Genomic DNA, 24,859 nt, shown 5'->3' on the forward strand with positions numbered 1-24,859 from the left:
CATCTCATGATTGGCGAGGGGGTTGATCGTTCGAAGGCCGGCCCGGCATCTTAGGTTGGCGATGGGCGTCCGCCGATTGCCGCAGCAGGTGGAGGTGGCCGTCCGGGTCACGCAGCAGCGCGTCGCGATCGGCGGCCCAGACAGTCCGCGTGGCCGCAATGTCATTCGGCGCCGACGGCTCCGCTGGACGTCCCTTGGGCGTAAGGTAGGCCAGTAGCTTGAGATGCGGCGGTGCTTTCCGGGGCATAAGCGGCACGACGGCGACCTCGGCTTCCTCGAGTCCGTCGAGCGCGGCCCGCGCCAGGCCGCCACACAGCGCCGGCGTTCGCGCAGCCAATCCCAGCGCCTTGTAGAAGCGGCGGCCGGCCTTGGCATCGGCGACGCTGATCGCACTGTGATCGATGCCGAGCAAACCCCCGCCCTGCCAGGAACTGCGAGAGCCCGGCGGGACTTGCAGCAATTCCATCGGATGGCCGTCCGGATCGCGGAACTTCATGGCCGTGGAGTCGCCCGAGGAGGTGCGCAGCGTCACCGGACCGACAACGGAGATACGCGTGTCGCCGAGCGCCGAGATACGGGCCCAAGCCACTCCCACGTCGTCGGTGACGAGCGCGAGATGCTGAAAGCAGAGATCGGCGGCGCTGGCGTTGCTGGGATAAGGCCGGCCCGGCCGATCGAAACGGTCGAGGTCGATCTGCTGACCGCCAAGGCGGAGCGGCAGGCGGGTGCCCCCGCCCTCGAGTCCCAGCAGCGCCATCTCGTTTCGCGGTATCGGTCGGGGCCTGCCGATTGTGAAGCCAATGCTTGCATAGAAACGGGCCAGCCGCTCTGGGTCCGTGGTGGTCAACCGGAAGGCGGTGATGGCGCTCACCCTGGCGGTCATCATAGCCGCTCGCGGATCCGGTCGGCGACACGCAAGGCATTGGCAATGATGGTAAGCGTCGGGTTCACCGCCCCGATCGATGGGAAAAAGCTTGCGTCGGCCAGATAGAGGTTGTCGATCTCGTGCGCTCGGCAGTCGAGGTCGAGCACCGACGTGGCGGGATCAGTGCCGAAGCGCGCGGTACCGGCCTGGTGCGCGGTGCCGCTCAGCGGAATGTTCTTGCCGAGGTAGAGACTGCGCTCCAGCAGCACATGCGGATGGCGGGCCTCGGTCAACACCTGGGCCAGTTTGCGCCGCAGGTGGGTGAGTGCCTGCGGGTTGGTCTCGGTCAGGTCGAGATGCACCTTGCCATCCCGATAGTAGATCCGGTTATCGGGGTGGGGCAGGTCCTCGGTCTGTAGCCAGAAATCCATCGAATGACGCGCCATCTGCTCGAACGGCATTCCCGGCAGCCACTCCAGCCAATGTGGCAGGGCCTCGCCGCGGATCTGATCGGCATGGCTTGTCGCGCACATCTGCACCAGGCCGAGCGGGTAGTCCCAATCATCCGCGCCAAAGTAGAAATCGCTGAACGCCAGAGTTTTCTGGAACACGGTGTCGTTCGGTTCGCGCATGATCGCCGCGACGACGCTCATGTTGTGGCGCATGTAGTTACGGCCAAGCTGGCCGGATGTGTTGCCGAGCCCATTCGGGTGTGCGTCGTTGGCTGACCGCAGCAGCAGCAGGGCGGAGGAGAGCGCACCGCATGCCACCACCACGATGTCCGCCGAGAAGGTTTCCTCGCCACCATCGCGGGTGACGTGGACGGATCGGACGCTGTGGCCGGAGGCGTCGGTCTCCAGGCGGGAAACATAGGCGCCGGTCAGCAGTGTGACGTTGTCGTGGGCGGCCAGCATCGGATCGACGCAGATCACCTGCGCGTCGGCCTTGCCGTTCGTCGGACAGGGAAACCCATCGAAGTAGCTGCACCGGATGCAGGGGCTGGTCGGGGTTGCCCGGCCATCATTTTCGTCGAGCAGGATGCCGAGCGGCAGGTGGAAAGGATGTAGGCCGATGCCGCGCAGGTTCTCGTCCAGTCGTGCGATGCGGGGTTCGTGACTGACAGGTGCGTGAGGATAGGGGCTGCTTGCCCAGGGTTCGCTGGGGTCCTCGCCGCGCTGGCCGTGCACGTGGAACAGCCGTTCGGCCTCGGTGTAATATGGTTCGAACGCGTCATAACCGAGCGGCCAGGCCGGCGAGATGCCGCCGGCATGCACCATCTCGCCGAAGTCGCGTTCGCGCAGGCGAAACAAGGCGGCGCCGTAAACCTTGGAATTGCCGCCGACATAATAGTGCAGTGCCGGGCTGAAGCTGTCGCCTTTGGCATTGGTCCAGGTTTCCCTGGCCTGATAGAGGCCATCGACGAAGACGTCCTGCGCGCTCCAATTGCGGTCCGAGCGCGTCAGATAGGAGCCGCGCTCAAGGATCAGGATGCGCTTACCGGTCGGCGCCAGCCGATGGGCAAGCGAGGCACCGCCCGGACCACTACCGATGACTATTAGATCGTAATGATTCGAAGGCACTGACGAAATCCTTTATTTTCGCGGGGACCGGTCGTTTTCGATCGCTTCCAATCAACGACAGAGAACCAACCTCGCAGCTAATGCTTTTGGGTTATGGTTCCGATAGTCCGGTAAGTGGCGGTGGCGTGTTGCTCCGCCCCTTGGTGAAAGTAAGCCTCCAATCGACTGGAGAGACTGGTGGGCTTCGTTGCGGTCAGCGGTCGCTCTTGTTGCTCGATGTCATCGCAGCCCCGCATGACAGCATCATCGGCACAATCATCAAAACCATACCGTAAGACTATTAGCGGCGTCAGGTGGTTCGGTGTCTTTGTCGCCGCGAAGACGGTCGATCGGCGGGATGTGCGGGCGATATCGTTCCACGTCGCCTGTATATTGATGACTTCGATCGTAATCCCGCGAAACCGCCGCCGTGAGGCGGTCCATACAACGACGCGAGGAGAAAAAGCATGACCAGTGGACCAGGATCGGCCGCGGAGTTTCACGCCAGGGAACGCCTGGAAACTCCTACCGACCTGGGGTCGGAAGCGACACGCGATATCTCGGCGGCGCTACGCGGTCTGCTGGCGGATGTGTTTGCTCTTTATCTCAAGACAAAGAATTTCCACTGGCACATGAGTGGACTGCACTTTCGCGACCATCACATCCTGCTCGATGAGCACGGCGAGCAGATCTTCGCCATGACCGATCCGATCGCCGAGCGAGCGCGCAAGATCGGCGGGACGACCCTGCGGTCGATCGGCGACATCGCCCGCAAGCAGCGCATCGCCGACAATGACGCTCCGTACGTCGAACCGCAAGGCACGCTTGCAGAACTGCGCGATGATAATCAACGGCTGGTGTCGATCATGCGTGAGGTGCACGGCGTTTGTGAGGCGTATAGCGATGTCGCCACGGCAAGCCTGCTCGAAGTCTGGATTGATGAGGCGGAACGCCGCACTTGGTTCCTGTACGAGCTGACACGACATGAACGTGGGGCCAACGGCTGATCACGACACGTCAGTTGGGCTCCGCGCGGAATCCTATTCTTTGTGCAGAACGATTGTCCGCATGCGGTATCGCCAGCCCCGTGAGGAACCTGCCGGCCCAGCCATTTCTACATTTGATCTCTTCGAGAGACCTCCACGGCGGTCTATCGACCTCATCCTCAGGCAGTATTGGCGACAGCGCTATTGGTCTTCCCGCCTTACCGGGCCAAACCCGTGTGATTAAGCTCTCGGTCAGCTCGGTGGCTTTGGACGCATTCCAGAGAACGGAGTCGTGCATCGCCATCCGGGTTACGCTTCCGACGCCGCTATCCCCGAGGCTTGGCGCTTCGATCCGTCCAAGCCAGTTGCCAGTATCACCGTAACCCCATCGTCTTGACTGCCGCCTCCCCATTATCAGTTTCGAGCCGTTGGACGATCGTTCTGCGAAATCGCTATTTTCCTTGAACCAAGCCGCTGAACGTCTGCCAGTCTTTGGGGGTAGCGTCCCGCCTGAGCAGGACGCGGGCTCGGCGACGGCAGATGGGTGTCGTCAGCACGAGCCAACCCGGCGACGTGTTTTTACCAGTGCGTCGGCTGCGAACGCCGGATGCGAAGAACGCACGGTTGAAGAAGCTGCTGGCAGAGGCGATGCTGAACAACGCGATGCTAAAGGACATGGCTGAAAAAGTGGTGACGCCCGCCGCACCGCGAGAGGCCGTAGCGCATCGGCGTGGGCGTCACGCGATGATCGAGTGTCGGGCTTGCCGAATCTTGGGCTAGGATCAGACGGCGATCCGCTACTGGTGCATTCCATTGCGCCGCGCAAGCGGTAGCAGAACGCGGATGTCGAGAGCTTCAACGGGCGGCTGCGGGACAAGTGTCTGAACGAGACGGTGTCCACGTCGCAGCGACAGGCGCGTGCGGTGCTGGTGGCGCGGCGGCAGGACGACAACGAGGTGCCCCCGCCGGGGGAGCAGCCATGGCGCGAGTTGCCTCCTTGGCGAAACAAGAACACTACGGCAAAGAAACATAATAGGATCGACGTCTGTGGCAGCACGAATGGATATGAGCGCACCTTGGGTCAGCTTGGCGATTGCCACTTTCCTTCTGTTGGGAGCCTTTGTTGACGCACGGCGAGATACCGCGAGACCTCTGTGGCAACGCCTCGTCATCCGACTGGCAACCCTCGGGGGGATGAGCTGGCTTTTGCAGCGATCCGTCGGGTTGCCGACGGTATCGGCGGCCCAGTTGTCAGTCGGCATCCGCCTCTGGGCTCAATTGTTGGAAATCGGCTGGTGGATGTTGGCGGCCCGCGCCGCGGTTGGTTTACTGCGGCTGATCGTGGTGATGGAGGGGCGGCCGCGTGAGACCCGGTTCATCTCGGACCTTCTCGCAGGGGTGATCTATACGGCGACCGGTCTGGCGGTCGTGAACTACGTATTCCAGGTGCCGATCGGAGGGTTGATCGCAACCTCAGGGATCATTGCCATCGTCCTGGGCCTGGCCCTGCAGAGCACCTTGTCGGATGTATTCTCCGGTATCGCGATGGGGGTGGAGCACGCTTATAAACCCGGTGACATGGTGTGGGTGGAAGGCGGCATCGAGGGCCAGGTTGCCCAGATCAGTTGGCGATCCACCCAGATCGCGACGCTGCACAATAGCATTGCGGTCATTCCGAATAGCCTGATCGCGAAATCACGCCTGGAAAACCGTAGTGCGCCGACATCGACGCGTAGCGTTACACTGTCAATCAGCGTCGATGCTTCGGTCGATCCGCGCCGCTGCATCGCCGCGCTTCAGTCGGCCGTGCAGGCCTGTCAAATTCCGCTCCCATCACCTGAGCCGGTGGTCAGTTGCGTCGGTCTGCAGGGGGACGGAAACCTTTACCAAGTCCGTTTCACAGTCGTCACAAGTCGCGATATCGAAGCCGCGCGCACGGAAGCGTTCGCGCTCATGCATCGGCATCTGCGCCATTCTGGGATCGGCCTCGGCGTGCCGCGTGTTAAGCCCTTGCCGGCCGCACCGATGCCGACGCTCGCCAACCTGATAGCAGAGTCCGACCTGCTCGGGCCGCTCGCGGCTGACGAGCGCGGACTGTTCGCCGAACACTTCGAGGCTGTGCATTACGAGACCGGCGAGGTTCTCGTAAGACAGAATGAGTTGCCGGGCGCCATCTTCCTGATTGCACGAGGCACGGTCGATGTGACACGCACCGAGGACCACGGCACGCGTGTGCTCTTGCGGGCCGGACCGGCCGACAGCATTGCCGCCATGGCCTTGATCGCGGACATGCCAGCGCTGTTCACGGCAACAGCTCTGACATCGGTCAAGGCCTACCGTCTGGACAAGGCCTCGATAGCCGCAGTCATGCGGATCAGGCCCGAGCTGGCAGAGACCCTTGAGCTACAGGCGCGGCGAGGCAGCGCCTGGATCCGTTGCGAGGCTGCGGCGCACACAGATGATAGTGGCGAAGCGCCTGGCATTCTGCTGACCCGGCTGCGCCACTTCCTCCAGAGATTGAACGTCTGAATGGGTTCGGTTTGGCCGGTTCGCCGCGGTTACCCGCGCCGGCAACTGGCCAGCAATGCCGGCAGGAAGAGGAATGTGGCGAGCAGGGTGCAGCCGAGGCTGACCAGCAGCAGGTCCCCCATGCTGGCGGTGCCAGGGTGGCGGGAGAGCGCGAGGGAGCCGAAGGCGGTGGAGGTGGTCAGGGCGGAGAACAGGATCGCTCGGGCGGTGGCCGAGGTCAGCGGCGAGGTGCGGCCGGCGCGCCAGTTCATCACGAAGTAGACGTTGAACGACACGCCGACGCCCAGTAGCAGCGGCAGGGCGATGATGTTGGCGAAGTTGAGCGGCAAGGGCAGCACGACCGCGACGATCACGGTAAGCAACGACGACAGTAGCAGGGGCGCGAGGACCAGGGCGGTATCGCGCAGGCGGCGTAGCGCGACCGCCAGAATGATGGTGATGGCGATCAGCGCGCCGATTGCGGCGAAGCGGAAGGCGGCCACGATGGTCTCGGCGCTGCGCACGATGGTGACGGCGGCGCCGCCCGCGCCGGGGACGACGGCGGCGACCTCGGCGACGAAGCGGTGCAGACCGGCGCTGGTGCGCGCGATCTGGGGCTTTGGCATCACCTGGAGCTTGGCGCGGCCGTCGGGGGTGATCCAGTCGCGGGCCAGGTCGGTGGGGATGTCGGCCTGGGTGACGGGGGCGGTGGCTTGCAGGGCGGTGCGCAGTTGCTTCATTTGCTGGGGCAGGAAGCGGGTAAGGGCGGCATTTTCTTCGGTCAGGCGCTGGTCGGGCGCGTTCCGCAGGTTTTGCAGATCCTCGGCGATCGGCTTGAGGGCGCGGCCGGCGGGCTTTGCCGCGGCTGCGGTGATGGCGGGAAGCGCGTCGCGCACCGCGGCACGCAGGGCCGCTGCGTCGGGAGGCGATTCGGGCGACACGTTCAGCGTGGTCATCAGGATGTTGGCGGCGTCGGCGATCAGTTGGCGTTTGCGCGTCTGGTCGTCCGGCACCAGGCTGTTCAAGGTCAGCACGCCGTGCACCGTCGGCAGGGCGCGCAGTTTGGGGGCGAGTGACTCGGCGGCGGCGAGCGAGGGCTCGAGGATCTCGATGCTGTAGGGGCTGGTGACCGGATCGGCGATCAGGTCGTTGAGGGTCCTGCACCGACTCGGTGTTCTGGTTCTTGGTGTGCAGCGGGTCGCTGTCGAAGCGCAGCCACGGCAGCAGGGCTAGGCCGAGCAGGGTGAGCAGCAGGGCGGCGGCGAGCATCGGGTAACGGTGGCGGACCAGGGCTGCGTCGATCGGGCGGGCCCAGGTGAAGCCGACCTCGGCGGCTTCGGCGGCGGGGCGGAACAGTGCGATCAGCGCCGGCAGGATGGTCAGGGTGCAGATGAACGCGAGCAGCATGCCGATACCGGCGATCAGGCCGAGCTGGGCGACGCCGGCAAAGGATGTGGGGGTAAATGCCAGGAAGCCGGCGGAGGTGGCGAGCGCGGCGACCAGGATCTGGCCGCCGCTACGCTGTCCGGTGTGGCCCAATGCGGCGACTGCTGGCCGCGTGTGCAGGCTGGCCTCGCGGAAGCGTACGGTGAACTGGATGGCGAAATCGACGGCGAGGCCGACGAACAGCACGGCGAAGGCGACCGAGACCAGGTTGAGCGTGCCGACCGCGAGGGCGGCGAAGGCGGCGGTGAGGTCCAGGCCGAGCAGCAGCGTCAGCACGATCGGCAGGATCAGGCGCCAGGAGCGGACGGCGATGAACAGCCACAGCGTGACCAGAAGCAGGCTGCCCGCCAGGCCGACCGCGGCACCTTGCGCCACGGAGGCGAATTCGTCGTCGTCGAGGGCGACGGAGCCGGTGATGCGCACGCGCGCGGCGCCGTCGCGCACGAACGGCAGTTTGGCCGCGGCGTCGCGGATCGCCTGGGTCGCCGCCGCGCCGGGCTGCAGCGCGCCGTAATTGAGCCGTGGTTTGGCCAGCACGAAGCGGTAGCGCCCGGCCAGCGATGCCACCGGGCCGGCCATCAGGTTTTGCCATGACAGCGGCGCCGGGTCGGCGGCGGAGAGGGTGTTGTGGAAGGCGAGCAGAGCCGGTTCGAAGGGGGTCAGGCTGGCCTGGCCTCGGCGTGCGGCCTCGGCGATCAGCGACAGCGCCTTTGCCAGGCCGCGCAGGCTGGGATCGGCCGCCAGATAGCCGAGGAACGGCTGGGCGTCGATGGTCTGGTTCAGCAGGTCGGTCAGCGGGCCCGGATCGAGGAACAGCAGGGCGTTGCGTTGCAGGTAGGGCGAGGCGTCGGGGCGGCGCACCAGGCTGAAATGGGTGGTGTCTCGGCGCAGGGCGTCGGCGAGGTGGGCGGCGGTGCTGTCGGCCTGTTCGGGGATTTTGGCGTCGATGACGGCGACCAGGAGGTCCTCGCCTTGCGGGAAAGCAGCCTGCAACTCGGCCTGGCGCTGCTTCCAGGGCAGGGTCATGGAGAACAGGCCGTTGGTGTCGGTGGTGACGCCCAATCGGGTGTGGATAATCCACAGGCCGGCGGCGCCCAGCAGCAGTGCCAGCAGCGCGGCCATTCCCGCCCGACGTCCGCACGCGGCGGCAAGGTAGCCCAAGCCCACTCGATCAGGCCTGCAGCGGCAGTCGTCGCAGACGGACCCAGGTGATGATCATCAAGGTGGTGGTGCAGACCGCCGCCGCCGCCAGGATGGGGGTCAACCAGCCGAGCCAGGCGAGCGGGCTCATGAGGTAGAGTGCGTCATCGGGATCGAATCCCCAGCGGCCGGAATAGGCCCGGGTGTTCGAGGGGCTGCGTTGCTCGAGTTGCTCGGAGAAGGCGTTGCAGGCCAGCAGGGCGAGGGCGGTGAGGATGCCGAGCGGGATCGCCCAGTGGCCGAGCCACGTGTGGCGCAGACCGATGCCAATGGAGGCGAAGAACAGCGCGTTGACCAGGTTGTCGCTGTAATAGTCGTAGATATGGCCGCCGCGGGTCATCATGTTGCCGACGCGGGCGAGTTCGCCGTCCGCGCGGTCGAGAAACGCCGATGCCAGCCATAGGGCGCCGCCCCAGGCCATTCCAGCCCCGGTTCCGAGCGCGAAGCAGGCGCAGGCGGCGATGCCGGAGGCCAGGCGGAGCGTGGTCAGGTGGTTCGGCCGCAGTGCGGTGCCGATGAAAGGGGTGATCATCAGGCGGGCAAGCCGGTGGGTCCAGGAGGTTCCGATCATGGGGCGAGGCTTGGCATTGGCTGGACGACGGGGCGTGACCGCGGGGGGACGATGGGGCGGCCTTCGGCATCGACGACAGGGCGCGCCTCCGCATCGATCGTGAGGCGCGCCTCCGCGCGGACGATGGGGTGCCTTTCGGCGTGGGGCCAGGCGAGCAGGGCGGGGACGCCGAGCGCGACCTCCCGCAGGCGCTTCATCAGCGAGAGGGCGATCGCCATCTCGGGCGAGAGGCCGAACAGTTGGCCGATGATGATGTAGCCTCCTTCCTGGATGCCGAGTGCGCCGGGGACGGCGAAGCCGGCGGCCTTCAGCGCCTGGCCGAGGCTTTCGATGATGAGTCCCGGAACGATGCCGACATCGTGGCCCAGGAAGTGGAGTGCGAGGCACACCTCGACGCCGCCGAGCAGCCAGGAGATCATGTGCCACAGCGCGGCCTGGGCGACGCGGCCGGGCGAGCGGTAGCAGGCGATCAGGGCGTCGTGCAAGCCTTCGACGTTGGCGGTTCCGGCCCAGCCGAGGGCTCGGCCGAGCCGCAGCAGGGCGGTTTCGATGACCGATGCCAGGCCGAACCACTGGGCGGCGAGAAAGCCGGCGGCGAGGGTGGCGGCCAGGGTAAGCCCGGTGATCACGTAGCCGGCGATGCCGCTGTCGGCCACGGTTTGCAGCAGCAGGACCAACCCGAGAAGGGTGAAGGCGATCTGGGTCAGCATTTCCATGGTCAGGTCGGCGACGGTTGCGGCGATCGCAGGGGCAAGCTTCATGCCGTGGCGCTGCAGCAGGCGCGCGGCGACGAACTCACCGCCGATCTGCGCCACCGGCAGCAGGTTGTTCACGCCCTCGCGGATCCAGCGCAGCACCAGGAAGGTCCGCAAGGTTGGCCGTGGGGCCTGCTCGGCGATGCCGCGCCATGCCAGCGCCGAGGCGACAATCTGCGGCAGGTGGATCGCGATCACGCTGATCATGCCGGCCCAGCCGGCGTTGGCCAGCAGAGCCAGGATTCGGGCGAGGCCGTAGCTTTGCAGCAGCCACGCCGACAGGCCGAGGCCGAGCAGACCGCCGATGATGGCACCGAACCTCATGAATGGGTCTCTTTCTGATTCGCGGCGGTTCGACGATAAGGTCGGCTACATTACATTTCGGAGCAACTTAACGCCATGCCACCCCTTCTGCTGACACCGGGTCCGTTGACCACGTCCGACCGAACCAGGGCGGCGCTGGGCCGCGACTGGGGATCGCGCGAGGCTGACTTCATCGCGCTGAGCGAGGGGGTGCGGGCGCGCCTGGCGATGCTGGCGGGGGTCGGGCGAACGCATGTCGCGGTGCCGATGCAGGGCAGCGGCACGTTCGCGGTGGAGGCGGCGGTGCAGACGCTGGTGCCCTTGAATGGGCGCCTGCTGGTGCTGGTGAACGGGGCCTATGGGCGCCGCATCGTGGACATCGCTGGCCGGCTGGGTCGCGCCTGGGTGGCGCTGGAGGCGCCGGAGGACCAGCCGATCTCGGCGGAACGCGTGGCCGAGGCGCTGGCGGCCGACCGCGACATCAGCGACGTGGCGTTGATCCATTGCGAGACCACCAGCGGGCTGCTGAATCCGTTGCCTGAGATCGCCGCCTGCGTGCAGCGGGCCGGGCGGCGGCTTCTGGTGGATGCGATGAGTTCGTTTGGGGCGGTGCCGATCGATGGCGGGCGGATTCCGTTCACCGCGTTGGTCGGTTCGTCCAACAAGGGGCTGGAAGGGGTGCCGGGGGTCGGCTTCGTGATCGTCGAGGCGGCTTACCTGCAAGGGTGCGCGGGGAATTCGACCAGCTTGAGCCTGGACCTGTTCGCGCAGTGGCGGGGCTTCGAAGCGAACGGGCAATGGCGTTTCACGCCGCCGGTGCAGGTGGTGGCGGGGCTGGCCTCGGCGCTGGATCAACTGGAGGCCGAGGGCGGCATCGGCGCCCGGTGGGCGCGGTATCGGCACAACTGCGAGCTGCTGGTCGAGGGGATGCGGGCGCGTGGGTTCAGTCCGTACATCGCGGCGGCGGACCAGGCGCCGGTGATCGCCACGTTTTTGGTGCCGCCGGGGGGCTGGTTCAGGTTCCAGGCGTTTTACGAATTCCTGCACGCGCGTGGGGTGGTGATCTATCCTGGCAAGCTGACTGGGGTGGAGAGTTTCCGCATCGGCTGTATCGGCGCCGTCGGGGCGGACGACATGAGGCGGTGCCTGGCCGAGGTCGATGGTTTCCTGGCGGAGCATCGGAATGGATGGACGGCGGCCTAAGTTGGTTCGCAGCCGGATCGTGCGGGCGCCCATTATCGCTTCGGTTCGCTGGCAGGAAGTAGTTACGTGTCAGTAGCGACCTTTGGAGGCTGTTGGCGCCAGACCGTCAGATCAAGAAGAAACTCCTACGCTTGTGCGACAGACGAGAATCTGAAGGACTGCCTATCCCGGCTCTATGTTGGTGGCAATGTAGCAAACGGATTGATCACCGGCACGCTCAGCGGCGCGAAATGCCGGAGGTTGCGCGATAAGACTGTCAAGCCATTGTGCTTTGCCGTGGCCGCGATGATGATGTCACCCAACCCAGGCGCCTCGCCTTGCCCGCGCGCTCGGTCCGACAGTGCGCCAGCGATACGCGCCGTAGGTGTATCGAATGCGAGAATCCGGTCGCTATACAGATGCAGCACCGCTTGCAGCCAAGCGCTCAGACTGTCGCTTTTGCGCGTCACACCTCCGCGCCGCAGCTTGGCGATGCCGTCTTCGATCTCCGCCACCGTCACTACCGACAGGTAGAGCAGCGCCGAATGCGCGTCCATCCAGGCAACGAGCTCGGCCGGCGCAAGCTGGGACGGCGCCCCGGCCGAGAGGACGTCGGTATCGACCAGATACAATGGCGGTCAAAATTCTGTTGTGCGCAGGGGCGTGCGATCGCGCTCCGGCAGCTCGTCCGGACCGATCGGCGCGGACATCAGCAACTGGCCGAAGGATGGCACTTGAGAAAGCCGTTCCCATTCCTTGAAACTCAGGACGACGGCTTCGCGTTTGCCATGCCGGGTGATGATCGCAGGCTCGCCCCGCACGGCCTCATCCACCACGGCCGACAGGCTCGCCTTCGCGTCCCGGAGCTGGATTTCCCGCATGCTGGGCCTTTGAAACCGGTTGTGACTACTGTAGTCATATAAGACGGACCCGGGAAGCAGCAAGACCCCAGGCGCCGCGGCGGCGCTCTAGAACAGGCGTTTTTCGGACCACCTGGGTCACGTCGTGGGTGGTTGTGCATCACGCCGCAGAAAGGAGCGGAAGCGCTGGGCGACCTCGTGCGGGGCGATGGTCGGGCGTCCGAGCTTGGCGAGCGAGCCCGGCAGGATGCGGACGTGCAGCAGAACCGGGCCTTGGGTTGACAGCGCCTGTTTGAACGCTTGGGTGAAGCCGGCGGTGTTGTCGCAGGAGAAGGCCTGGCGGTAGCCGCAGGCGAGGGCGATGGTGGCGAAATCGACCGATGCCGAGGCGGTGGCCTGGCCGCCGGTGGAATCGTGCACGCCGTTGTCGAGGATGACGTGCAGTAGTCCGGGCGGCTGGCAGGCGCCGATGGTGGCGAGGCTGCCGAGTTTCATAAGGGCGGCTCCGTCGCCGTCGAGCACGACGGTGCGGCGGCCGGTGGTGATGGCAACGCCCAGCGCCATCGGGCTGGCGCAGCCCATTGAGCCGACCTGATAGAGGTGCTGCTCGCGGTCCGCCAGGGTGAACAATTCGCGGCCGGTCTTACCGGTGGTGACGATGATGGGGACCTGGTCGGGGATTGCGGCGAGCACGGCTTCCAGGGTGGCGAGGCGCGAGCCTTTTTCGGCGTGGTGTCGCAGGTCGATGTGCTCGCCCGGCTTGGGCAGTATGCGCGGCGGTTGGTCGAGCGGTTCGTCCCGCAGAACGCCGTTTTCCAGCACCAGGGCGAAGGGCAGGCCAGTGCGCGACATGGTGGCGCGGGCGTCATGCAGCAGCGGGTCGAGGGCGTGCGGCTCGTCGGGGAAGCGTTGGTGCGGGATCTCGATCACGTCGAGCAGGGATTGGGTGATGCGGCCCATCAGTTCGTGCTGCGGCTCGTCGTTCAGGCCTGGCTGGCCGCGCCAGGTGACGATTAGCAGGGTCGGGATGCGGAACGGGCGGTTCAGCGAGGTCAGCGGGTTGACGGCGTTGCCGAGGCCGGAGTTCTGGCACATGACGGCGGTTTCGCGGCCGGCGAGCCAGGCGCCGGCGGCGATCGCCACGGCCTCGCCCTCGCTGGCGGCGCCAACGTAGCACAGCGTGCGGTCGCTGGCGGTGCGGTTGATCAGCGGGGTAAGGAAGCTGCAGGGGACGCCGGTGTAGAAGCCGATGCCGATGCGCTGCGTGGCCCGCAGGAAGGTGGCGGCGTCGATCATGAGAAGGCCGCGGCCTCGGTCATGCGGAGGAACTCGGCATCAGGAGAAACGCCGCATCAGGAGAAGTTCCGCGCTTCCGCCAGGTCGGCGGTGTTGTCGACGTCGAGCCAGTGGCCGGTGATGTAGTGCACGGCGACCGGGTGATGGCGGATCAGGCGTTGCAGCAGTGCGGGCAGGTCGGCGTTGTCGAGCACTCCTTCTTCGCCCATCGCGGCGAGTTCGTCACGCACCAGGCGGGCGCCGTGGGCGCTGAGGTGGATCAGGCCGATCCATTGGCCGCTGGCGGTTGCCGGGTCGGCGGCGATCCCGGTCAGCAGCGCCGGTTCGTCGTCGTGGTAGAAGCCAGTGTTGCGGATCGATGCACTGACCAGATCGCGTGGATTGGCGGCCGCGGTGTGGGCCGAATCGACCACGACGGTGATGTCGGCGTCCGAGGCCAGCAGTTGGTCGAGGATGTAGCGGCGGAACAGCACGTCGCCGTAGACCAGGACGGTTTCACCCTCTAGTCGGGGCAGGGCGCAGGCCAGCGAGGCGGCCTCTCCGGTGTCGGCGTAGGCGTCGTTGTCGATCACGGTGATGCCGGTGGTGGGGATTGCCTGCTTGCGATAGCCGCGGACCACGGCGATGTCGTTGACGCCGCATTCGTCCATGGTGCCGAGCAGGCGGAACAGCAGCGGGGTGCCACGGACATCGATCATGCATTTCGGCCGATCGGCGGTGGCTGCGTCGAGATCGGTGCCCCGGGATGCCGCCAGCACGATGGCTCGGATCGAGCGGGTGGCGGGCAGGTAGCGGCGAGTCGCTTCCTCGAGTTCGTCGTTGCCGGTGAGGCGGAAGATTTCGCGCACGCTGGTGACGCGGCCTTCGACCTCGAGCAGCGACTCGGTTTCGGCGATGTGGGAAGCGGTGTCGCGCATTGCCGCGATCGAGGCGCGCACCAGGTGGTTGGCCCAGATCACTAGGGAGATGCCGGCGCGGCGGAAGGTTGCGGCCGGCGTGGCGTAGTACATCGTCGGCACGATGACGATCGGGCAGCGGCGGTCCCAGCGCTGCATGAAGTCGGTGATCTCGGTGGCGTTGGGCTGCTTGGAATGCACCAGGATCGCGTCGGCGCCGGCGGCGTGATAGGCCTCGGCGCGGCGCAGGGCCTCATCCATGGAATGGCCGGAGATCAGGGCTTCGGTACGGGCGACGATGGAGAAGCTGTCGTCGGTCTGGGAGTCCTTGCCGGCGCGGATGCGGCCGCAGAACTCGGCGATGTCCGCCAAGGGCTGGCGCTCGCCCAGGAAGGAATTGGTCTTGGGGAACAGCTTGTCTTCGAGGCAGACGCCGGCGATGCTGCGTTCGCCCAGCTTGCGGACCAGGCGGCGGACGTTGTTGAAATTGCCGTATCCGGTATCGCCGTCCACCAGGATCGGCAGCGTGGTGGCGTCGGCCATGAACTCGAACACGTCGAGTGCCTGGGTCCATGACGCCTCGTTATTGTCTCGCAAGCCGAGCATGGCCGAGATCGACAGGCCGGACGCCCAGACGCCTTGAAATCCGGCTTCCTCGACGATCTTGGCGGACAGGCCGCTATGGGCCTCCATCAGGAAGGCGAGGTCGGGCGAGGCCAGGCAATGGCGCAGCTTGGCAGGTCTGGACAGCGGGCCGGCGTCGGCGGGAGCGGCGACCTGGTTCATGTCGTTTGGCATGTCTTCTCCCGGAGAGTCCGGATTGACCGGACGAAAGGACTGTGCGGTGTAATAGTATTGCCTCAATTAGACAACCGTGGATAAATTTCGAATGAGTATCGACTTGGGTGGGGACTTGCCGACCTGCGCGCTGATCCTTGCGGCCGGGATGGGGCGGCGGCTGGGTTCGGGCGGGCTGGAGGTGGCCAGGCCGGGGGTTTCGGAGGTGCCTAAGGCGTTGCTGGAATTTGGCGGCCGGTCGCTGCTGGCACGGCATGTCGCGATTCTGCGCGGGCTGGGAATCGGGGCGATTACCGTGGTGATCGGATTTGGTGCCGAGCGGATGCGGGCGGCGTTGGCGGGGTTGGCTGACGGGCCGGCGGTTTCGGTTGTAATGAATCCTGACTATCGGGAAGGCAGCGTGGTGTCGCTTTGGGCCGGGCGAGCGGTATTGCGCGGTGGTGGACCTGTTATCCTGATGGACGCAGACGTGCTGTATGATGCTCGGCTGATGGGTCGTCTGGTCAACAGTCGGAAGCCTGACTGCTTGTTGCTTGACCGCGAGATCGAGCCGGGGGATGAGCCAGTGAAGCTGTGTGTTCGGGATGGCCGGATCGTCGATTTTCACAAGCGGCCGACCGAACCGCACGACTGGCACGGCGAGTCGGTGGGTTTCTTCCGGTTGTCGGCCGCGGTGGCCGAGGAACTCGCGGGCAGGAGCGAGGCTTATGTCGACGGCGGTGGTCGAATGATGGAATATGAGGAGCCGATTCGCGACATGATCAGGGCCGCGGCGGCGGATCGTTTCGGGTTCGAGGACATCAGTGGGCTGCCATGGACGGAGATCGATTTTCCCGAGGATCTGGTAAAGGCCAGGGCCCTGGCCGCGGAATTGTCGGCATGAGCGTATCGGCGGTCGGCTTGGCTGGCGCGGCGGATCGCGACCCGACGGCGGGGCAGCGTGGGCGGATGGCGCGGGACGGATATCTGGTGGTGCGGGGGTTTTTCGGCGCCGATCAGATCGCCGAGCTGTTGCGCTGGACCGAGGAGTTGCAGGCCAGGCCGGAGCTGCCGGGGCGGCATTGGGTGTATTACGAGGACAGCCTGACGGAGCCTGGGCGCCGGGTGATCCAGCGGATGGAAAACTTTTGCCCTTTCCATGCCGGGTTTGACGGGCTGATCCGGTTTGGTGCGATCGCGCGCTGGACGGCTGGGCTGATGGGTGGCCCGGTGGTGCTGTTCAAGGACAAGATCAATTTCAAGATGCCGGGTGGCCCGGGGTTCAAGGCGCACCAGGATCAGCAGGCGGGCTGGGGTCGATATGCGCCGATTTTTGTTACGGCGATGGTCACGCTGGATGCGGCGACGCTGGAAAACGGATGCCTGGAGATGGTGCCGGGGCGTCACTTTGAAGGTTTGCTGGGGGAGGAATGGAAGGCGTTGGACGAAACCGGGCTGGAGCTTCGCGCGGTGCCGACCGCGGCTGGCGATGTGGTGTTTTTCGACAGCTTCGCTCCACATGCGTCGAAGCCGAACTTCACGGATCGGCCGCGGCGGATCCTCTATCTGACGTATAACCTGGCCAGTGGCGGCGATCATCGGGATCGCTATTATGCCGATAAACGGGCGGCGTTTCCGCCGGACATCGAGCGGGATAGTGGCAAGGACTATGTGTTCCGGGTTTAGGGCCGATGCGGTTGTTTGAGTGGTTGATCGGCAGGGATTCTGATGATCGCGGGTTTGTTGCATAGGCGATATTTTCTGGCGTCGAGCGGGGCGATGCTGGTGGCGGTTCCACGTGTTGGTGACGCGGACAGCGCGGCGGTTGCGCCGATTCGACAGCTTGTCCAGGGGCTGCTTCGGGTGATGAAGGCGGGACGTGGCACGCCGTTCTCGGTACGGGCCGAGATGCTGGGTCCGGTGATCGACCAAACCTTCGACCTCGCGACGATTCTGAAAACGTCGGTTGGGTTTGGCTGGGATACGTTGTCGGCGGATCAGCAGGCGAGTTTATCGGCGGCGTTCCGCCGCTACACGGTGGCGTCGTATGTCAACGCGTTCGATCAGAATGATGAGCATTTCGAGGTTAATCCGGATACCCGGGTCTCCGGTAGCGATCAGGTGGTGCGGATGCGGATCGTGCATGATTCCGGGGAACAGGATGAGCTGGACCATGTGATGCGTCAGGGTCCGAAGGGTTGGCGCGTGGTCGATATCCTAGCTGACGGCGTGATCAGCCGGGTTGCGGTGCAGCGTTCGGATTTTCGCCAGGTGCTGAGCCGGGGTGGTGCTTCGGCGCTGGCCCAGAGCCTGGAGAGCAAGTCGACTGATCTTTCGACCGGGTGAGTTGAAGTGCGACCGGACGGTGCTTCGGTTCGGTGGTTCGCACGGACCGCCTGGCACGGAGGGTCAGGAGCCCACGGAGAGACGAAGCGGGGTTCCGGTGTCAAAGGCGACGCGCCTTCCGTATTTGGAAACCAACCGGTCGCGGTGCGCGGGATTTTTGTTCTGATTATATGCCGCGAAACGGGGCGTTGAGGCGCACGATGGTGAGGTTGAGGAAGGCGGCGAAGGAGACCCATGCGAGGTAGGGCAGCAGCAGCAGGCTGGCGGTGCGGGAGATCGGCGCCAGCAGCACGATCGGCAGCAGGACGGAGAGCCACAGCAACGGCACCTCCCACAAGGCCCAGTCGGGTCGGCGCAGCCTGAAGAACAGCGGGCTCCAGCCGAGGTTGGCCACGCCGTTGAGCACGAACAGGGCAACGATGAGAATGCGGCTGGCGCGATCGGGGGCGGCGCGCCAAGCCAGCAGCGCGGAGACCGATGCCAGCCCCAGGATCAGCGTCCAGGCTGGGCCGAACAACCAGTCGGGCGGCTGCCAGGTTGGTTTGCGCAAGGTGTAGTACCAGGGTGACAGTTCGGTCAGGAAGGCGCCGAACCCGGCAACGACGACCCCCCAGGCGGCAGCGACGATAATCTGGAGGGTCACGCAGAGACCAGACCCAGCAGATGCGCGAGGTCCTTGAAGAAAATCTTTACGTGGGCGGTCGGGCTGGTGCGGGTCAGGCGCTTGTTCATGTAGGAGTCCCAGGTCAGGCGTTGCACGTCGGGGTCCTGGCACATGCTGACGAATCGCTCGCGCCGCTTGTCGCTGGAGTACCAGAACCACTGCATCATGCGCAGGATCCAGAACACCCGGCCATGCTGGCGCATGAAGCGGCGGCGAGCGGTGCGCAGCGCGCGCGGGTTGCCGTCGGCGAGAAATTCATCCGCTGCTTCACCTGCCAGGCGTCCACCATCCATGGCGTAGTAGATGCCCTCTCCTGACGCCGGTGCAACCACCCCGGCGGCGTCGCCGGCAACCATGACGTCGCGGCCGTCATCCCAGCGGCGCATCGGGTGCAGCGGGATCGGCGCGCCTTCGCGGCGAATCGTTTCGGCAGTGCCGAGGCCGGCGGCCTGGCGCAGGTCGGTGACCGAGCGGCGCAGCGAGAACCCCTTGCGCATCGACCCGCTGCCGACGCTGGCGGTTTCGCCGTGCGGGAACACCCAGCCGTAGAAATCCGGTGACAGGCGGCCCTGGTAGTAGACGTCGCAGCGGGTGGCGTCGAAACCTTCGGGGGGGACGCGCAGGATCTCGTGATAGGCGAAGACGTGGGGGATTTTGGCGGCGCCTTGGAGGCACTGGGCGGCGACTGCGGATTTGGCGCCGTCGGCGCCGATTACGACTCGGGTGCGGACCGAGGTCTCGGGGCCTTCCTTGGGCTGGAAGTGGACTCGCGCGGTGCCGTCGGAGTCGTGTGAGATGGTGTCGAACTTGCCGCTTTGGCGGGTGGCGCCGTTGGCGGCGGCGCGGTCGCGCAGCCATTCGTCGAAGGTTTCGCGGTTGACCATGCCGACGAAGCCGTCGGCGATCGGCATGTCCACGGCTCGGTCCGAGGGTGCGATCATGCGGGCCGAGGTGATGCGCGCGGCCAGCAGATGATCGGGGATGCCGAAATCCTGGATCAGCCTGGGCGGGATGGCGCCGCCGCAGGGCTTGATGCGACCCGCGCGGTCCAGCAGCAGGACCGAGCGGCCTCGGCGGGCCAGTTCGTTGGCGGCCGTAGCGCCGCACGGGCCGCCACCGACGACCACGGCATCGTAGGTTTCGATCATGTTGGCATCCTTAGGGCGAAGGCGGTGACCAGCATGCCGATGACGTAGAGCGTGGTCCCGGTGGCGTTGTACCAGGGGGCGTTGGCCCTGGGTGCGGCCATCAGGCGGACCATCAGCAGCAACTGCGTCATCAGCAGCAGCGAGACGACGAAGGCGGAGGTGACGAAGCCCCAACCCAGCAGCAGGGCGATCACTGCGACCTGCGGCAGGGCCATGGCGATACAGGCGGCGCCGGCGGCTCGTTCGGTGCCCAGCAGGACGGGCAGCGAGGCGATGCCGGTCTGGCGGTCGCCGTCGATCGACTTGAAATCGTTCAAGGTCATGATGCCGTGGGCACCGGCGCTGTAGAGCGCGGCGATGGCGAATATCTGCCATTCGGGCCGGGTGGCGGTCATCACTGCGGCGCCGGTGATCCAGGGCAGACCTTCATAGCAGGCGGCGCAGGCGGTGTTGCCCCACCAGCCATTCTGTTTCAGCCGCAACGGTGGCGCGCTGTAGGCCCAGGCCAAGGCGAGGCCGACGACCGCCGCGCCGAAGCCCCAGCGGCCTAGCGGGGCTGCGACCAGCAGTGACAGCACGGTCCAGGCGACGGCGATCAGCAGGCCGCGACGCCCTGGCAGCCGGCCCGACGGGATCGGGCGGTCGGGTTCGTTGATCGCATCTACATGGCGGTCGAACCAGTCGTTGACCGCCTGGCTGGTGCCGCACACCATCGGGCCGGCCAGGATGATGCCGAGGATCACCGCCCACCAGCGTTGTGACAGCGGCACGCCCGACGAGACCACGCCGCAGCCGAACGCCCACATCGGCGCGAACCAGGTGATCGGTTTCAGCAGTTCGAGCATCGCGGGCATGCGTCGTGTCGGGGGGACGGCTTGGCTGGCGACGAGGGGTCCGGCTACGCCGGGCCATGATGAAGTCGGGGCTGTATCCACGGCGTTGGGTCCTTCAATCCGCACCCGCGGCCTCGGGGTCACCGAGACCGTAGCGACGCAGTTTCACGTAGAGACTTTGGCGGCTGAGACCGAGCATCTCGGCGGCCGAGGCGCGGTTGTCGCCGGTGAGGTTGAGGGCGGATTCGATACACAATCGCTCGATCACGTCGGTGGCCTCGCGCACCAGATCCTTGAGCGCGACGCGGCCGATCAGTTCGGTGAGGTGTTCAAGCGATCTTGGCATGGCGCGTTCGACTCGCGGTGCGCGCTGCAGCCGTCGGCCGACGTCGCGGATGGCGAATCCGAAGCATGGCTGGCCGCCGTTCATGACGGTAACGGCGGAGACCTCGACGTCGGCCGGTTCGCCGAGCTCGCCGCGCAGCAGGCTGGCGAACAGGCGCACCGAGCCGTGTTGGCGCATATTGGCGATCAGGATATCCAGATCGACACCGGAACGGCCGAGCCAGCGGCCGAGCGGCTGGTCGCGGGCCTGTTCCTCGGTGGGCAGTTGGGCGAGTTCGAGGAAGGTGGCGTTGGCGGTGATGATGCGGCCATCAACCCCGGTGACGACGAATCCATCGGGCGCGCTTTCCATCAGCTTGAGCAGCTTGGCCTTGAGTTTCGGCAGCACGCCGGAGGCTGGTTCACCGGCGGGTTGGGCGATGCGCAGCAGGCAGGCGACGCCGGCCTCGTCGCGGAACAAGGAGGCGGTGACCACGACCTCGCGGTCATCCTGCAGCAGGCGGGCGTGGACGTCGTCGGCTCGGCCGGAGGCGCGCACGCCGGCGAGCAGCAGTTCGACACCTTGCGCGGTATCTGGGGTGAAGCCGTTGGTCAGCGGCCAAGCGGCCCCGGGTTCGGCGGCGTGGGCAAACAGCCGACGGGCGGTGGGGTTGCTGTCGAGCACCTTGTGGGTGGCGTTGTCGACGATCAGCACGGCGTCGGTCGCCATCTGGAACAATAGCCGGTAGCGGGTCTCGATGTAGCGGATGCGGATGTAGTCGCGCTCCATCGACTGCTGGGCATCGACCAGGCGGCGCTGCAGCGAGGAAACCGCGCGCAGGTCGCGGCCGAAGGCGACGATGCGTTCGGCGCTGCCGGTGCGGATCGCGGCATAGAGGATTGGTACGTCGGGGCCATTGGTGGCGGGATGATTGAGGTGGCGCCAGCGCGGCTGTTGTTGGGATGAGGCGCCGGCGATCAGCATTTCGACTTTGGCGCGGCTTTCTTCGGTGACGGTGCTGATCCAGGGCTTGCCCAGCCAGTTGGCGTGGCCGGCGAGGTCGTCCGTCAGGTCCTCGGCAGCGATCGAGACGTCGCGGATGGTGCCGCTGGCGTCGAGGATCAATGCGATGTCGGCGGCTGCGGTGATCAGCGCCGCCGCGGCTTCCGCATCGATATCACCCAGGGCTGTTTTTGGGGCCTTGAATGCCTTCACGGTCAGCCGAACCCTCCGTTCTGAACACCGGGCCCTGGATTGACGATCAGTCGGCGGCGGCTTGCATCGCCAGCAAGCCTCTCGCCTGGCGGACGGCGGCGGGGGCGTCGACCGCGGTTGCATCGGCGCCGACCCGGGCCACCAGGTCGGGGCGTTCGAGCAACAGCGGTCCGCCCACCAGCACCGCCAGATAGGGGTTGCGCGATGCCTTGCGGACCGCGCTGATGCAGGTTGTCAGTTGATCGAGGCGCTGCATCGAGCCGATCGAGAAGCCGACGACATCGGTCCATGCGCCGCGCACCAACCGGGGGGCGTCGTAGCCGGTGGACACCGGGGCGCCGGCGACGTTCCAGCCCTCGCGGCGAAAGAACTCGGCGAGGATGACGAGGCCGATGGTGTGCTGTTCGCCGGGCGCGGGCAGCAGCAGGACGGTATCGGCGTGGGCGGACTGGCTGACGGCGGCGGCCTGGAAGTCGGGCGAAAGTTTGCGCGCGATCAGCTGCAGGCGGCCGAGGCCGATAGTCACATGGGTGAAATCGCAACGGTCCTGCTGCCAGAGGTCGCCCAGCTGGCGGGCGGCTCGGGTGATGATGCCGAGGTAGAGATCGGCGGCGGTCACGCCGTCGGCTTGCAGGCGTTCGATAAGGGCCCAGGCTGCTTGGTCGTCGGGGCTGATTAGCCGGTGCACCAGTTCGGTGGTGTCATCGGAAGTTGTCGCCGGTTCGGCGGTTCGCGACGACGCGGCTGACCGCGCGAGGACGAGACGCGGCAGGATTTCGCTCTCGACGATCTTTTCCAGCAGCGCGGATCGGCGGTTTGGCGCTAGTGATCCCAGGTGTCCGAGCGGACGTTGATGTGGAATGGCGCCGCCCGGAGTCTGGCTTCCGGGGGTCTGGTTTCCCAGGGTCTGGCTTAACGATCGGCCAGGCGTTTTTTGGCGCGGCTTGTTCGGGCCGGGCCAGCTGGATGAGTCGGCGACATGTTCCCCAAAGCTCATGCTCTGTCTCCCCCTTTTAGTTCATCGCGGCCCGCCCCTATTGTCAAGCACGGTTTACGTACGGGGCGCTTGACAGTTTGCTTCGACGCGCTCTAGCCTTCCAACACGTGCTGCATCTTGCGCAGGGAGGGCGAGGTGGAAAATCTCACTGCTATTCCACGATGGGCCGGTCGAACATCAAGCGATTTGCGGTTAACAGACGGGGCCGGCGAGATGGATGGCGATTGGTCGCCGATCTGCGTCGAAGCCCACCAATCCTTCGCTTTATTGTCAATCCATGTTTACGCTTGATCTGCTGAATCGGGCCATCGGCGGGGCCGACTGTTGCCCTTGGGGCGCAGCCGCGGGGCGACGGCTGCATCAGTGCAGCCCGCTGCGGGGGCGCCCGTTGTACACCGCCGACGAGCGGCGGCGGCGCGACGAGTCGCGGTGGACCATGGTGCAGGGTGTGCTGGCGCCAATGCAGTTCGCGGTCTTCCTGGTCAGCGTGAGCTTGGTGCTGCGCTACCTGGCGACCGGCAGCGGGCTGGGCGTGGCGACCGCGTCGATCGTGGTGAAGACGGTGGTGCTGTACGTCATCATGGTGACGGGTTCGATCTGGGAGCGTGATGTGTTCGGGCGCTACCTGTTCGCCCCGGCGTTCTTTTGGGAGGACGTCGTCAGCATGCTGGTGCTGGCGCTGCACACCACCTACCTGATCGCGTTGTTTTCCGGTGCGGTTGATGCCGAACGGCAGATGTGGCTGGCACTGGCGGCGTACACATCGTACGTGATCAACGCCACTCAGTTCGTGCTGAAGCTGCGCGCGGCGCGCCAGCAGGAACATCTTTGGACGGCGGGTGCCGCGCTGGGTCAGCCTTCGTGAATGCTGTTCCAGACAGTGCCCTGGTGAGTGAACGGCCGGTGTTGCGCGAGCGTGGCCAGCGCGAGGTGTTCTGTGGCCTGACCGGGATCATCTGGCTGCATCGCAAGATCCAGGATGCGTTTTTCCTGGTGGTGGGATCGCGCACCTGCGCGCACCTGATCCAGTCCGCGGCCGGGGTGATGATCTTCGCCGAACCACGCTTCGCCACGGCGATCATCGATGAGCGTGACCTGGCCGGGCTGGCGGACGCCAACGACGAGTTGGATGAAGTGGTGACGCAACTGCTGCGGCGGCGTCCCGACATCAAGTTGTTGTTCCTGGTCGGGTCGTGTCCGTCGGAAGTCATCAAGCTGGACCTTTCGCGTGCGGCGCTGCGGCTGGGGCGGCAGTTCGGGCCGGATGTACGGGTATTGAACTACTCGGGCAGCGGGATCGAAACGACATTTACGCAAGGCGAGGATGCCTGCCTGGCATCGCTGGTGCCGGTGCTGCCGGCTGGCGGGGCGGGCGAGCTGCTGGTGGTGGGTGCGCTGGCGGACGTGGTGGAGGACCAGTTCACCAGACTGTTCAGGGCGATGGGAATCGAGCGGGTGCGGTTCCTGCCGCCTCGTCGGGCTATGGCGCTGCCCGCGGTGGGGCCCGGCACGCGCTATCTGCTGGCGCAGCCGTTCCTGGCGGACACCGCGCGGGCGCTCGAGGAGCGTGGCGCCGAAAGGATTGCTGCGCCGTTTCCGCTGGGGGTCGAGGGCACTACGGCGTGGCTGCAGGCGGCGGCCAGCGCTTTTGGGGTGGATGCTTCGACGTTTCGTGTGGCGACTGAATTGGCGCAGGAGCGCGGACGTCGGGCGGTGGCGCGATATCGCGGCGAACTGGCTGGACGCCGGGTTTTCTTGTTTCCCGACTCGCAACTGGAAATTCCGCTGGCTCGGTTTCTGTGCCGCGAATTGTCGATGCGGGTGCTGGAGGCGGGCACGCCCTATCTGCATCGCCAGCATCTGGCGGCGGAGCTGGCGCTGTTGCCGGACAGCGTGGTGTTGAGCGAAGGGCAGGATGTCGAGCGGCAACTGGATCGCTGCCGCGCGGCCAGGCCGGACCTGGTGGTGTGCGGGTTGGGACTGGCCAATCCGCTGGAGGCAGAAGGTCTGACCACGAAATGGTCGATCGAGCTGCTGTTCAGCCCGGTGCAGGGCTATGACCAGGCGGGCGAGCTTGCCGAGCTGTTCGCGCGACCGCTGGTGCGGCGCACACGGTTGGCGGTGTAG

The 24,859-nt window shown here is 66.0% G+C and carries 22 protein-coding genes and 2 pseudogenes; 10 read left to right on the top strand and 14 right to left on the bottom strand.

Annotated elements, in window-relative coordinates; genetic code table 11:
* Window positions 1-4: 4 nt before the first annotated feature.
* The gene (locus ACQY4Y_RS14110) at window positions 5-871 is read right to left on the bottom strand and encodes a VOC family protein (protein ID WP_428491240.1); all 867 of its coding nucleotides are present in this window, start codon (window positions 869-871) and stop codon (window positions 5-7) included.
* Between the two features lie 11 nt (window positions 872-882).
* Window positions 883-2,445: an FAD-dependent oxidoreductase gene (locus tag ACQY4Y_RS14115; RefSeq protein WP_428491241.1), complete on the bottom strand. Its 1,563-nt coding sequence runs from the start codon at window positions 2,443-2,445 to the stop codon at window positions 883-885.
* A 446-nt stretch (window positions 2,446-2,891) separates the two neighbouring features.
* Here ACQY4Y_RS14115 and ACQY4Y_RS14120 point away from each other — a divergent pair, with 446 nt between their 5' ends.
* The 4 genes and pseudogenes from ACQY4Y_RS14120 to ACQY4Y_RS14135 all read left to right on the top strand — a co-directional run bounded on the left by ACQY4Y_RS14120 (window position 2,892) and on the right by ACQY4Y_RS14135 (window position 5,939).
* Entirely contained in the window at window positions 2,892-3,431 is a 540-nt protein-coding gene (locus ACQY4Y_RS14120; RefSeq protein WP_428491242.1) for a Dps family protein, read from the top strand.
* A gap of 519 nt (window positions 3,432-3,950) precedes the next feature.
* Entirely contained in the window at window positions 3,951-4,190 is a 240-nt protein-coding gene (locus ACQY4Y_RS14125; protein WP_428491243.1) for a hypothetical protein, read from the top strand.
* A gap of 65 nt (window positions 4,191-4,255) precedes the next feature.
* Window positions 4,256-4,537, top strand: a pseudogene (locus ACQY4Y_RS14130) (integrase core domain-containing protein); the annotation flags it as partial.
* A 67-nt stretch (window positions 4,538-4,604) separates the two neighbouring features.
* Window positions 4,605-5,939 carry a mechanosensitive ion channel family protein gene (locus tag ACQY4Y_RS14135; RefSeq protein ID WP_428491244.1) on the top strand — a complete coding sequence of 445 codons (1,335 nt, stop codon included), beginning with the start codon at window positions 4,605-4,607 and terminating at the stop codon, window positions 5,937-5,939.
* Between the two features lie 29 nt (window positions 5,940-5,968).
* Here the strand turns inward: ACQY4Y_RS14135 and ACQY4Y_RS14140 are convergent.
* From ACQY4Y_RS14140 to ACQY4Y_RS14150, 3 genes and pseudogenes are all read right to left on the bottom strand, one after another.
* Window positions 5,969-8,486 (bottom strand): annotated as a pseudogene (locus ACQY4Y_RS14140) (MMPL family transporter).
* A gap of 49 nt (window positions 8,487-8,535) precedes the next feature.
* Window positions 8,536-9,135, bottom strand: coding sequence for a CDP-alcohol phosphatidyltransferase family protein (locus ACQY4Y_RS14145; protein WP_428491245.1), 600 nt, complete (start codon window positions 9,133-9,135; stop codon window positions 8,536-8,538).
* A complete protein-coding gene (locus ACQY4Y_RS14150; protein WP_428491246.1) occupies window positions 9,132-10,214 on the bottom strand; it encodes a lysylphosphatidylglycerol synthase domain-containing protein in 1,083 nt (360 codons plus the stop codon). The genes ACQY4Y_RS14145 and ACQY4Y_RS14150 overlap by 4 nt, the downstream gene beginning before the upstream one ends.
* Window positions 10,215-10,289: 75 nt before the next feature.
* On the opposite strand from ACQY4Y_RS14150, the gene ACQY4Y_RS14155 reads away from it, so the two are divergent.
* Window positions 10,290-11,396 (top strand): 2-aminoethylphosphonate--pyruvate transaminase, encoded by a 1,107-nt coding sequence (locus ACQY4Y_RS14155; protein ID WP_428491247.1) that lies wholly within the window; start codon window positions 10,290-10,292, stop codon window positions 11,394-11,396.
* 173 nt (window positions 11,397-11,569) lie between these two features.
* On the opposite strand, the gene ACQY4Y_RS14160 is transcribed toward ACQY4Y_RS14155, so the two are convergent.
* The 4 genes from ACQY4Y_RS14160 to aepX form a co-directional block, all read right to left on the bottom strand.
* Window positions 11,570-12,007 carry a type II toxin-antitoxin system VapC family toxin gene (locus ACQY4Y_RS14160; protein ID WP_428491248.1) on the bottom strand — a complete coding sequence of 146 codons (438 nt, stop codon included), beginning with the start codon at window positions 12,005-12,007 and terminating at the stop codon, window positions 11,570-11,572.
* Between the two features lie 6 nt (window positions 12,008-12,013).
* Window positions 12,014-12,256, bottom strand: coding sequence for a type II toxin-antitoxin system Phd/YefM family antitoxin (locus tag ACQY4Y_RS14165; protein WP_428491249.1), 243 nt, complete (start codon window positions 12,254-12,256; stop codon window positions 12,014-12,016).
* 117 nt (window positions 12,257-12,373) lie between these two features.
* Window positions 12,374-13,531: a phosphonopyruvate decarboxylase gene (aepY, locus tag ACQY4Y_RS14170; RefSeq protein ID WP_428491250.1), complete on the bottom strand. Its 1,158-nt coding sequence runs from the start codon at window positions 13,529-13,531 to the stop codon at window positions 12,374-12,376.
* Between the two features lie 56 nt (window positions 13,532-13,587).
* Entirely contained in the window at window positions 13,588-15,225 is a 1,638-nt protein-coding gene (gene aepX / locus ACQY4Y_RS14175) for a phosphoenolpyruvate mutase (RefSeq protein WP_428491251.1), read from the bottom strand.
* 91 nt (window positions 15,226-15,316) lie between these two features.
* Between aepX and ACQY4Y_RS14180 the strand changes: the two genes are divergently transcribed.
* Genes ACQY4Y_RS14180 through ACQY4Y_RS14190 form a run of 3 tightly spaced genes read left to right on the top strand, consistent with a single transcriptional unit; the run spans window position 15,317 to window position 17,550 of the window.
* Window positions 15,317-16,108, top strand: coding sequence for an NTP transferase domain-containing protein (locus ACQY4Y_RS14180; protein WP_428491252.1), 792 nt, complete (start codon window positions 15,317-15,319; stop codon window positions 16,106-16,108).
* The gene (locus ACQY4Y_RS14185; protein ID WP_428491253.1) at window positions 16,105-16,890 is read left to right on the top strand and encodes a phytanoyl-CoA dioxygenase family protein; all 786 of its coding nucleotides are present in this window, start codon (window positions 16,105-16,107) and stop codon (window positions 16,888-16,890) included. Before ACQY4Y_RS14180 ends, ACQY4Y_RS14185 begins: the two co-directional genes overlap by 4 nt.
* 42 nt (window positions 16,891-16,932) lie before the next feature.
* Window positions 16,933-17,550 carry an ABC transporter substrate-binding protein gene (locus tag ACQY4Y_RS14190; protein ID WP_428491254.1) on the top strand — a complete coding sequence of 206 codons (618 nt, stop codon included), beginning with the start codon at window positions 16,933-16,935 and terminating at the stop codon, window positions 17,548-17,550.
* 166 nt (window positions 17,551-17,716) lie between these two features.
* Here the strand turns inward: ACQY4Y_RS14190 and ACQY4Y_RS14195 are convergent, their stop codons facing one another.
* Genes ACQY4Y_RS14195 through ACQY4Y_RS14215 form a run of 5 tightly spaced genes read right to left on the bottom strand, consistent with a single transcriptional unit; the run spans window position 17,717 to window position 22,732 of the window.
* Window positions 17,717-18,193, bottom strand: a complete 477-nt coding sequence (locus ACQY4Y_RS14195) for a TspO/MBR family protein (RefSeq protein ID WP_428491255.1) — start codon at window positions 18,191-18,193, stop codon at window positions 17,717-17,719.
* On the bottom strand, window positions 18,190-19,362 hold the full coding sequence (locus ACQY4Y_RS14200; protein WP_428491256.1) for a geranylgeranyl diphosphate reductase: 1,173 nt from the start codon (window positions 19,360-19,362) through the stop codon (window positions 18,190-18,192). Before ACQY4Y_RS14200 ends, ACQY4Y_RS14195 begins: the two co-directional genes overlap by 4 nt.
* The gene (gene chlG, locus ACQY4Y_RS14205; protein WP_428491257.1) at window positions 19,359-20,321 is read right to left on the bottom strand and encodes a chlorophyll synthase ChlG; all 963 of its coding nucleotides are present in this window, start codon (window positions 20,319-20,321) and stop codon (window positions 19,359-19,361) included. Before chlG ends, ACQY4Y_RS14200 begins: the two co-directional genes overlap by 4 nt.
* Complete coding sequence (gene ppsR / locus ACQY4Y_RS14210) at window positions 20,311-21,735, bottom strand: transcriptional regulator PpsR (RefSeq protein ID WP_428491258.1); 1,425 nt, start codon at window positions 21,733-21,735, stop codon at window positions 20,311-20,313. Before ppsR ends, chlG begins: the two co-directional genes overlap by 11 nt.
* Before the next feature lie 46 nt (window positions 21,736-21,781).
* The gene (locus ACQY4Y_RS14215) at window positions 21,782-22,732 is read right to left on the bottom strand and encodes a cobalamin B12-binding domain-containing protein (protein ID WP_428491259.1); all 951 of its coding nucleotides are present in this window, start codon (window positions 22,730-22,732) and stop codon (window positions 21,782-21,784) included.
* A 388-nt stretch (window positions 22,733-23,120) separates the two neighbouring features.
* On the opposite strand from ACQY4Y_RS14215, the gene bchF reads away from it, so the two are divergent.
* A complete protein-coding gene (gene bchF, locus ACQY4Y_RS14220; protein WP_428491260.1) occupies window positions 23,121-23,597 on the top strand; it encodes a 2-vinyl bacteriochlorophyllide hydratase in 477 nt (158 codons plus the stop codon).
* Window positions 23,594-24,859: a ferredoxin:protochlorophyllide reductase (ATP-dependent) subunit N gene (locus tag ACQY4Y_RS14225; RefSeq protein WP_428491261.1), complete on the top strand. Its 1,266-nt coding sequence runs from the start codon at window positions 23,594-23,596 to the stop codon at window positions 24,857-24,859. The genes bchF and ACQY4Y_RS14225 overlap by 4 nt, the downstream gene beginning before the upstream one ends.

Source organism: Rhodopila sp. (assembly GCF_965277165.1).
GTDB lineage: Bacteria > Pseudomonadota > Alphaproteobacteria > Acetobacterales > Acetobacteraceae > Rhodopila.

What these genes read in the sequence shown, in the direction of transcription:
- ACQY4Y_RS14135 (WP_428491244.1), top strand. Translation starts at nt 4,605, where the DNA reads ATGAGCTGGCTTTTGCAGCGATCCGTCGGGTTGCCGACGGTATCGGCG.
- aepX (WP_428491251.1), bottom strand. Translation starts at nt 15,225, where the DNA reads ATGCCAAACGACATGAACCAGGTCGCCGCTCCCGCCGACGCCGGCCCG.
- ACQY4Y_RS14165 (WP_428491249.1), bottom strand. Translation starts at nt 12,256, where the DNA reads ATGCGGGAAATCCAGCTCCGGGACGCGAAGGCGAGCCTGTCGGCCGTG.
- ACQY4Y_RS14190 (WP_428491254.1), top strand. Translation starts at nt 16,933, where the DNA reads ATGATCGCGGGTTTGTTGCATAGGCGATATTTTCTGGCGTCGAGCGGG.
- ACQY4Y_RS14185 (WP_428491253.1), top strand. Translation starts at nt 16,105, where the DNA reads ATGAGCGTATCGGCGGTCGGCTTGGCTGGCGCGGCGGATCGCGACCCG.
- ACQY4Y_RS14215 (WP_428491259.1), bottom strand. Translation starts at nt 22,732, where the DNA reads ATGAGCTTTGGGGAACATGTCGCCGACTCATCCAGCTGGCCCGGCCCG.
- ACQY4Y_RS14125 (WP_428491243.1), top strand. Translation starts at nt 3,951, where the DNA reads ATGGGTGTCGTCAGCACGAGCCAACCCGGCGACGTGTTTTTACCAGTG.
- ACQY4Y_RS14180 (WP_428491252.1), top strand. Translation starts at nt 15,317, where the DNA reads ATGAGTATCGACTTGGGTGGGGACTTGCCGACCTGCGCGCTGATCCTT.
- aepY (WP_428491250.1), bottom strand. Translation starts at nt 13,531, where the DNA reads ATGATCGACGCCGCCACCTTCCTGCGGGCCACGCAGCGCATCGGCATC.
- ACQY4Y_RS14200 (WP_428491256.1), bottom strand. Translation starts at nt 19,362, where the DNA reads ATGATCGAAACCTACGATGCCGTGGTCGTCGGTGGCGGCCCGTGCGGC.
- ACQY4Y_RS14155 (WP_428491247.1), top strand. Translation starts at nt 10,290, where the DNA reads ATGCCACCCCTTCTGCTGACACCGGGTCCGTTGACCACGTCCGACCGA.
- ACQY4Y_RS14120 (WP_428491242.1), top strand. Translation starts at nt 2,892, where the DNA reads ATGACCAGTGGACCAGGATCGGCCGCGGAGTTTCACGCCAGGGAACGC.
- ACQY4Y_RS14150 (WP_428491246.1), bottom strand. Translation starts at nt 10,214, where the DNA reads ATGAGGTTCGGTGCCATCATCGGCGGTCTGCTCGGCCTCGGCCTGTCG.
- ACQY4Y_RS14145 (WP_428491245.1), bottom strand. Translation starts at nt 9,135, where the DNA reads ATGATCGGAACCTCCTGGACCCACCGGCTTGCCCGCCTGATGATCACC.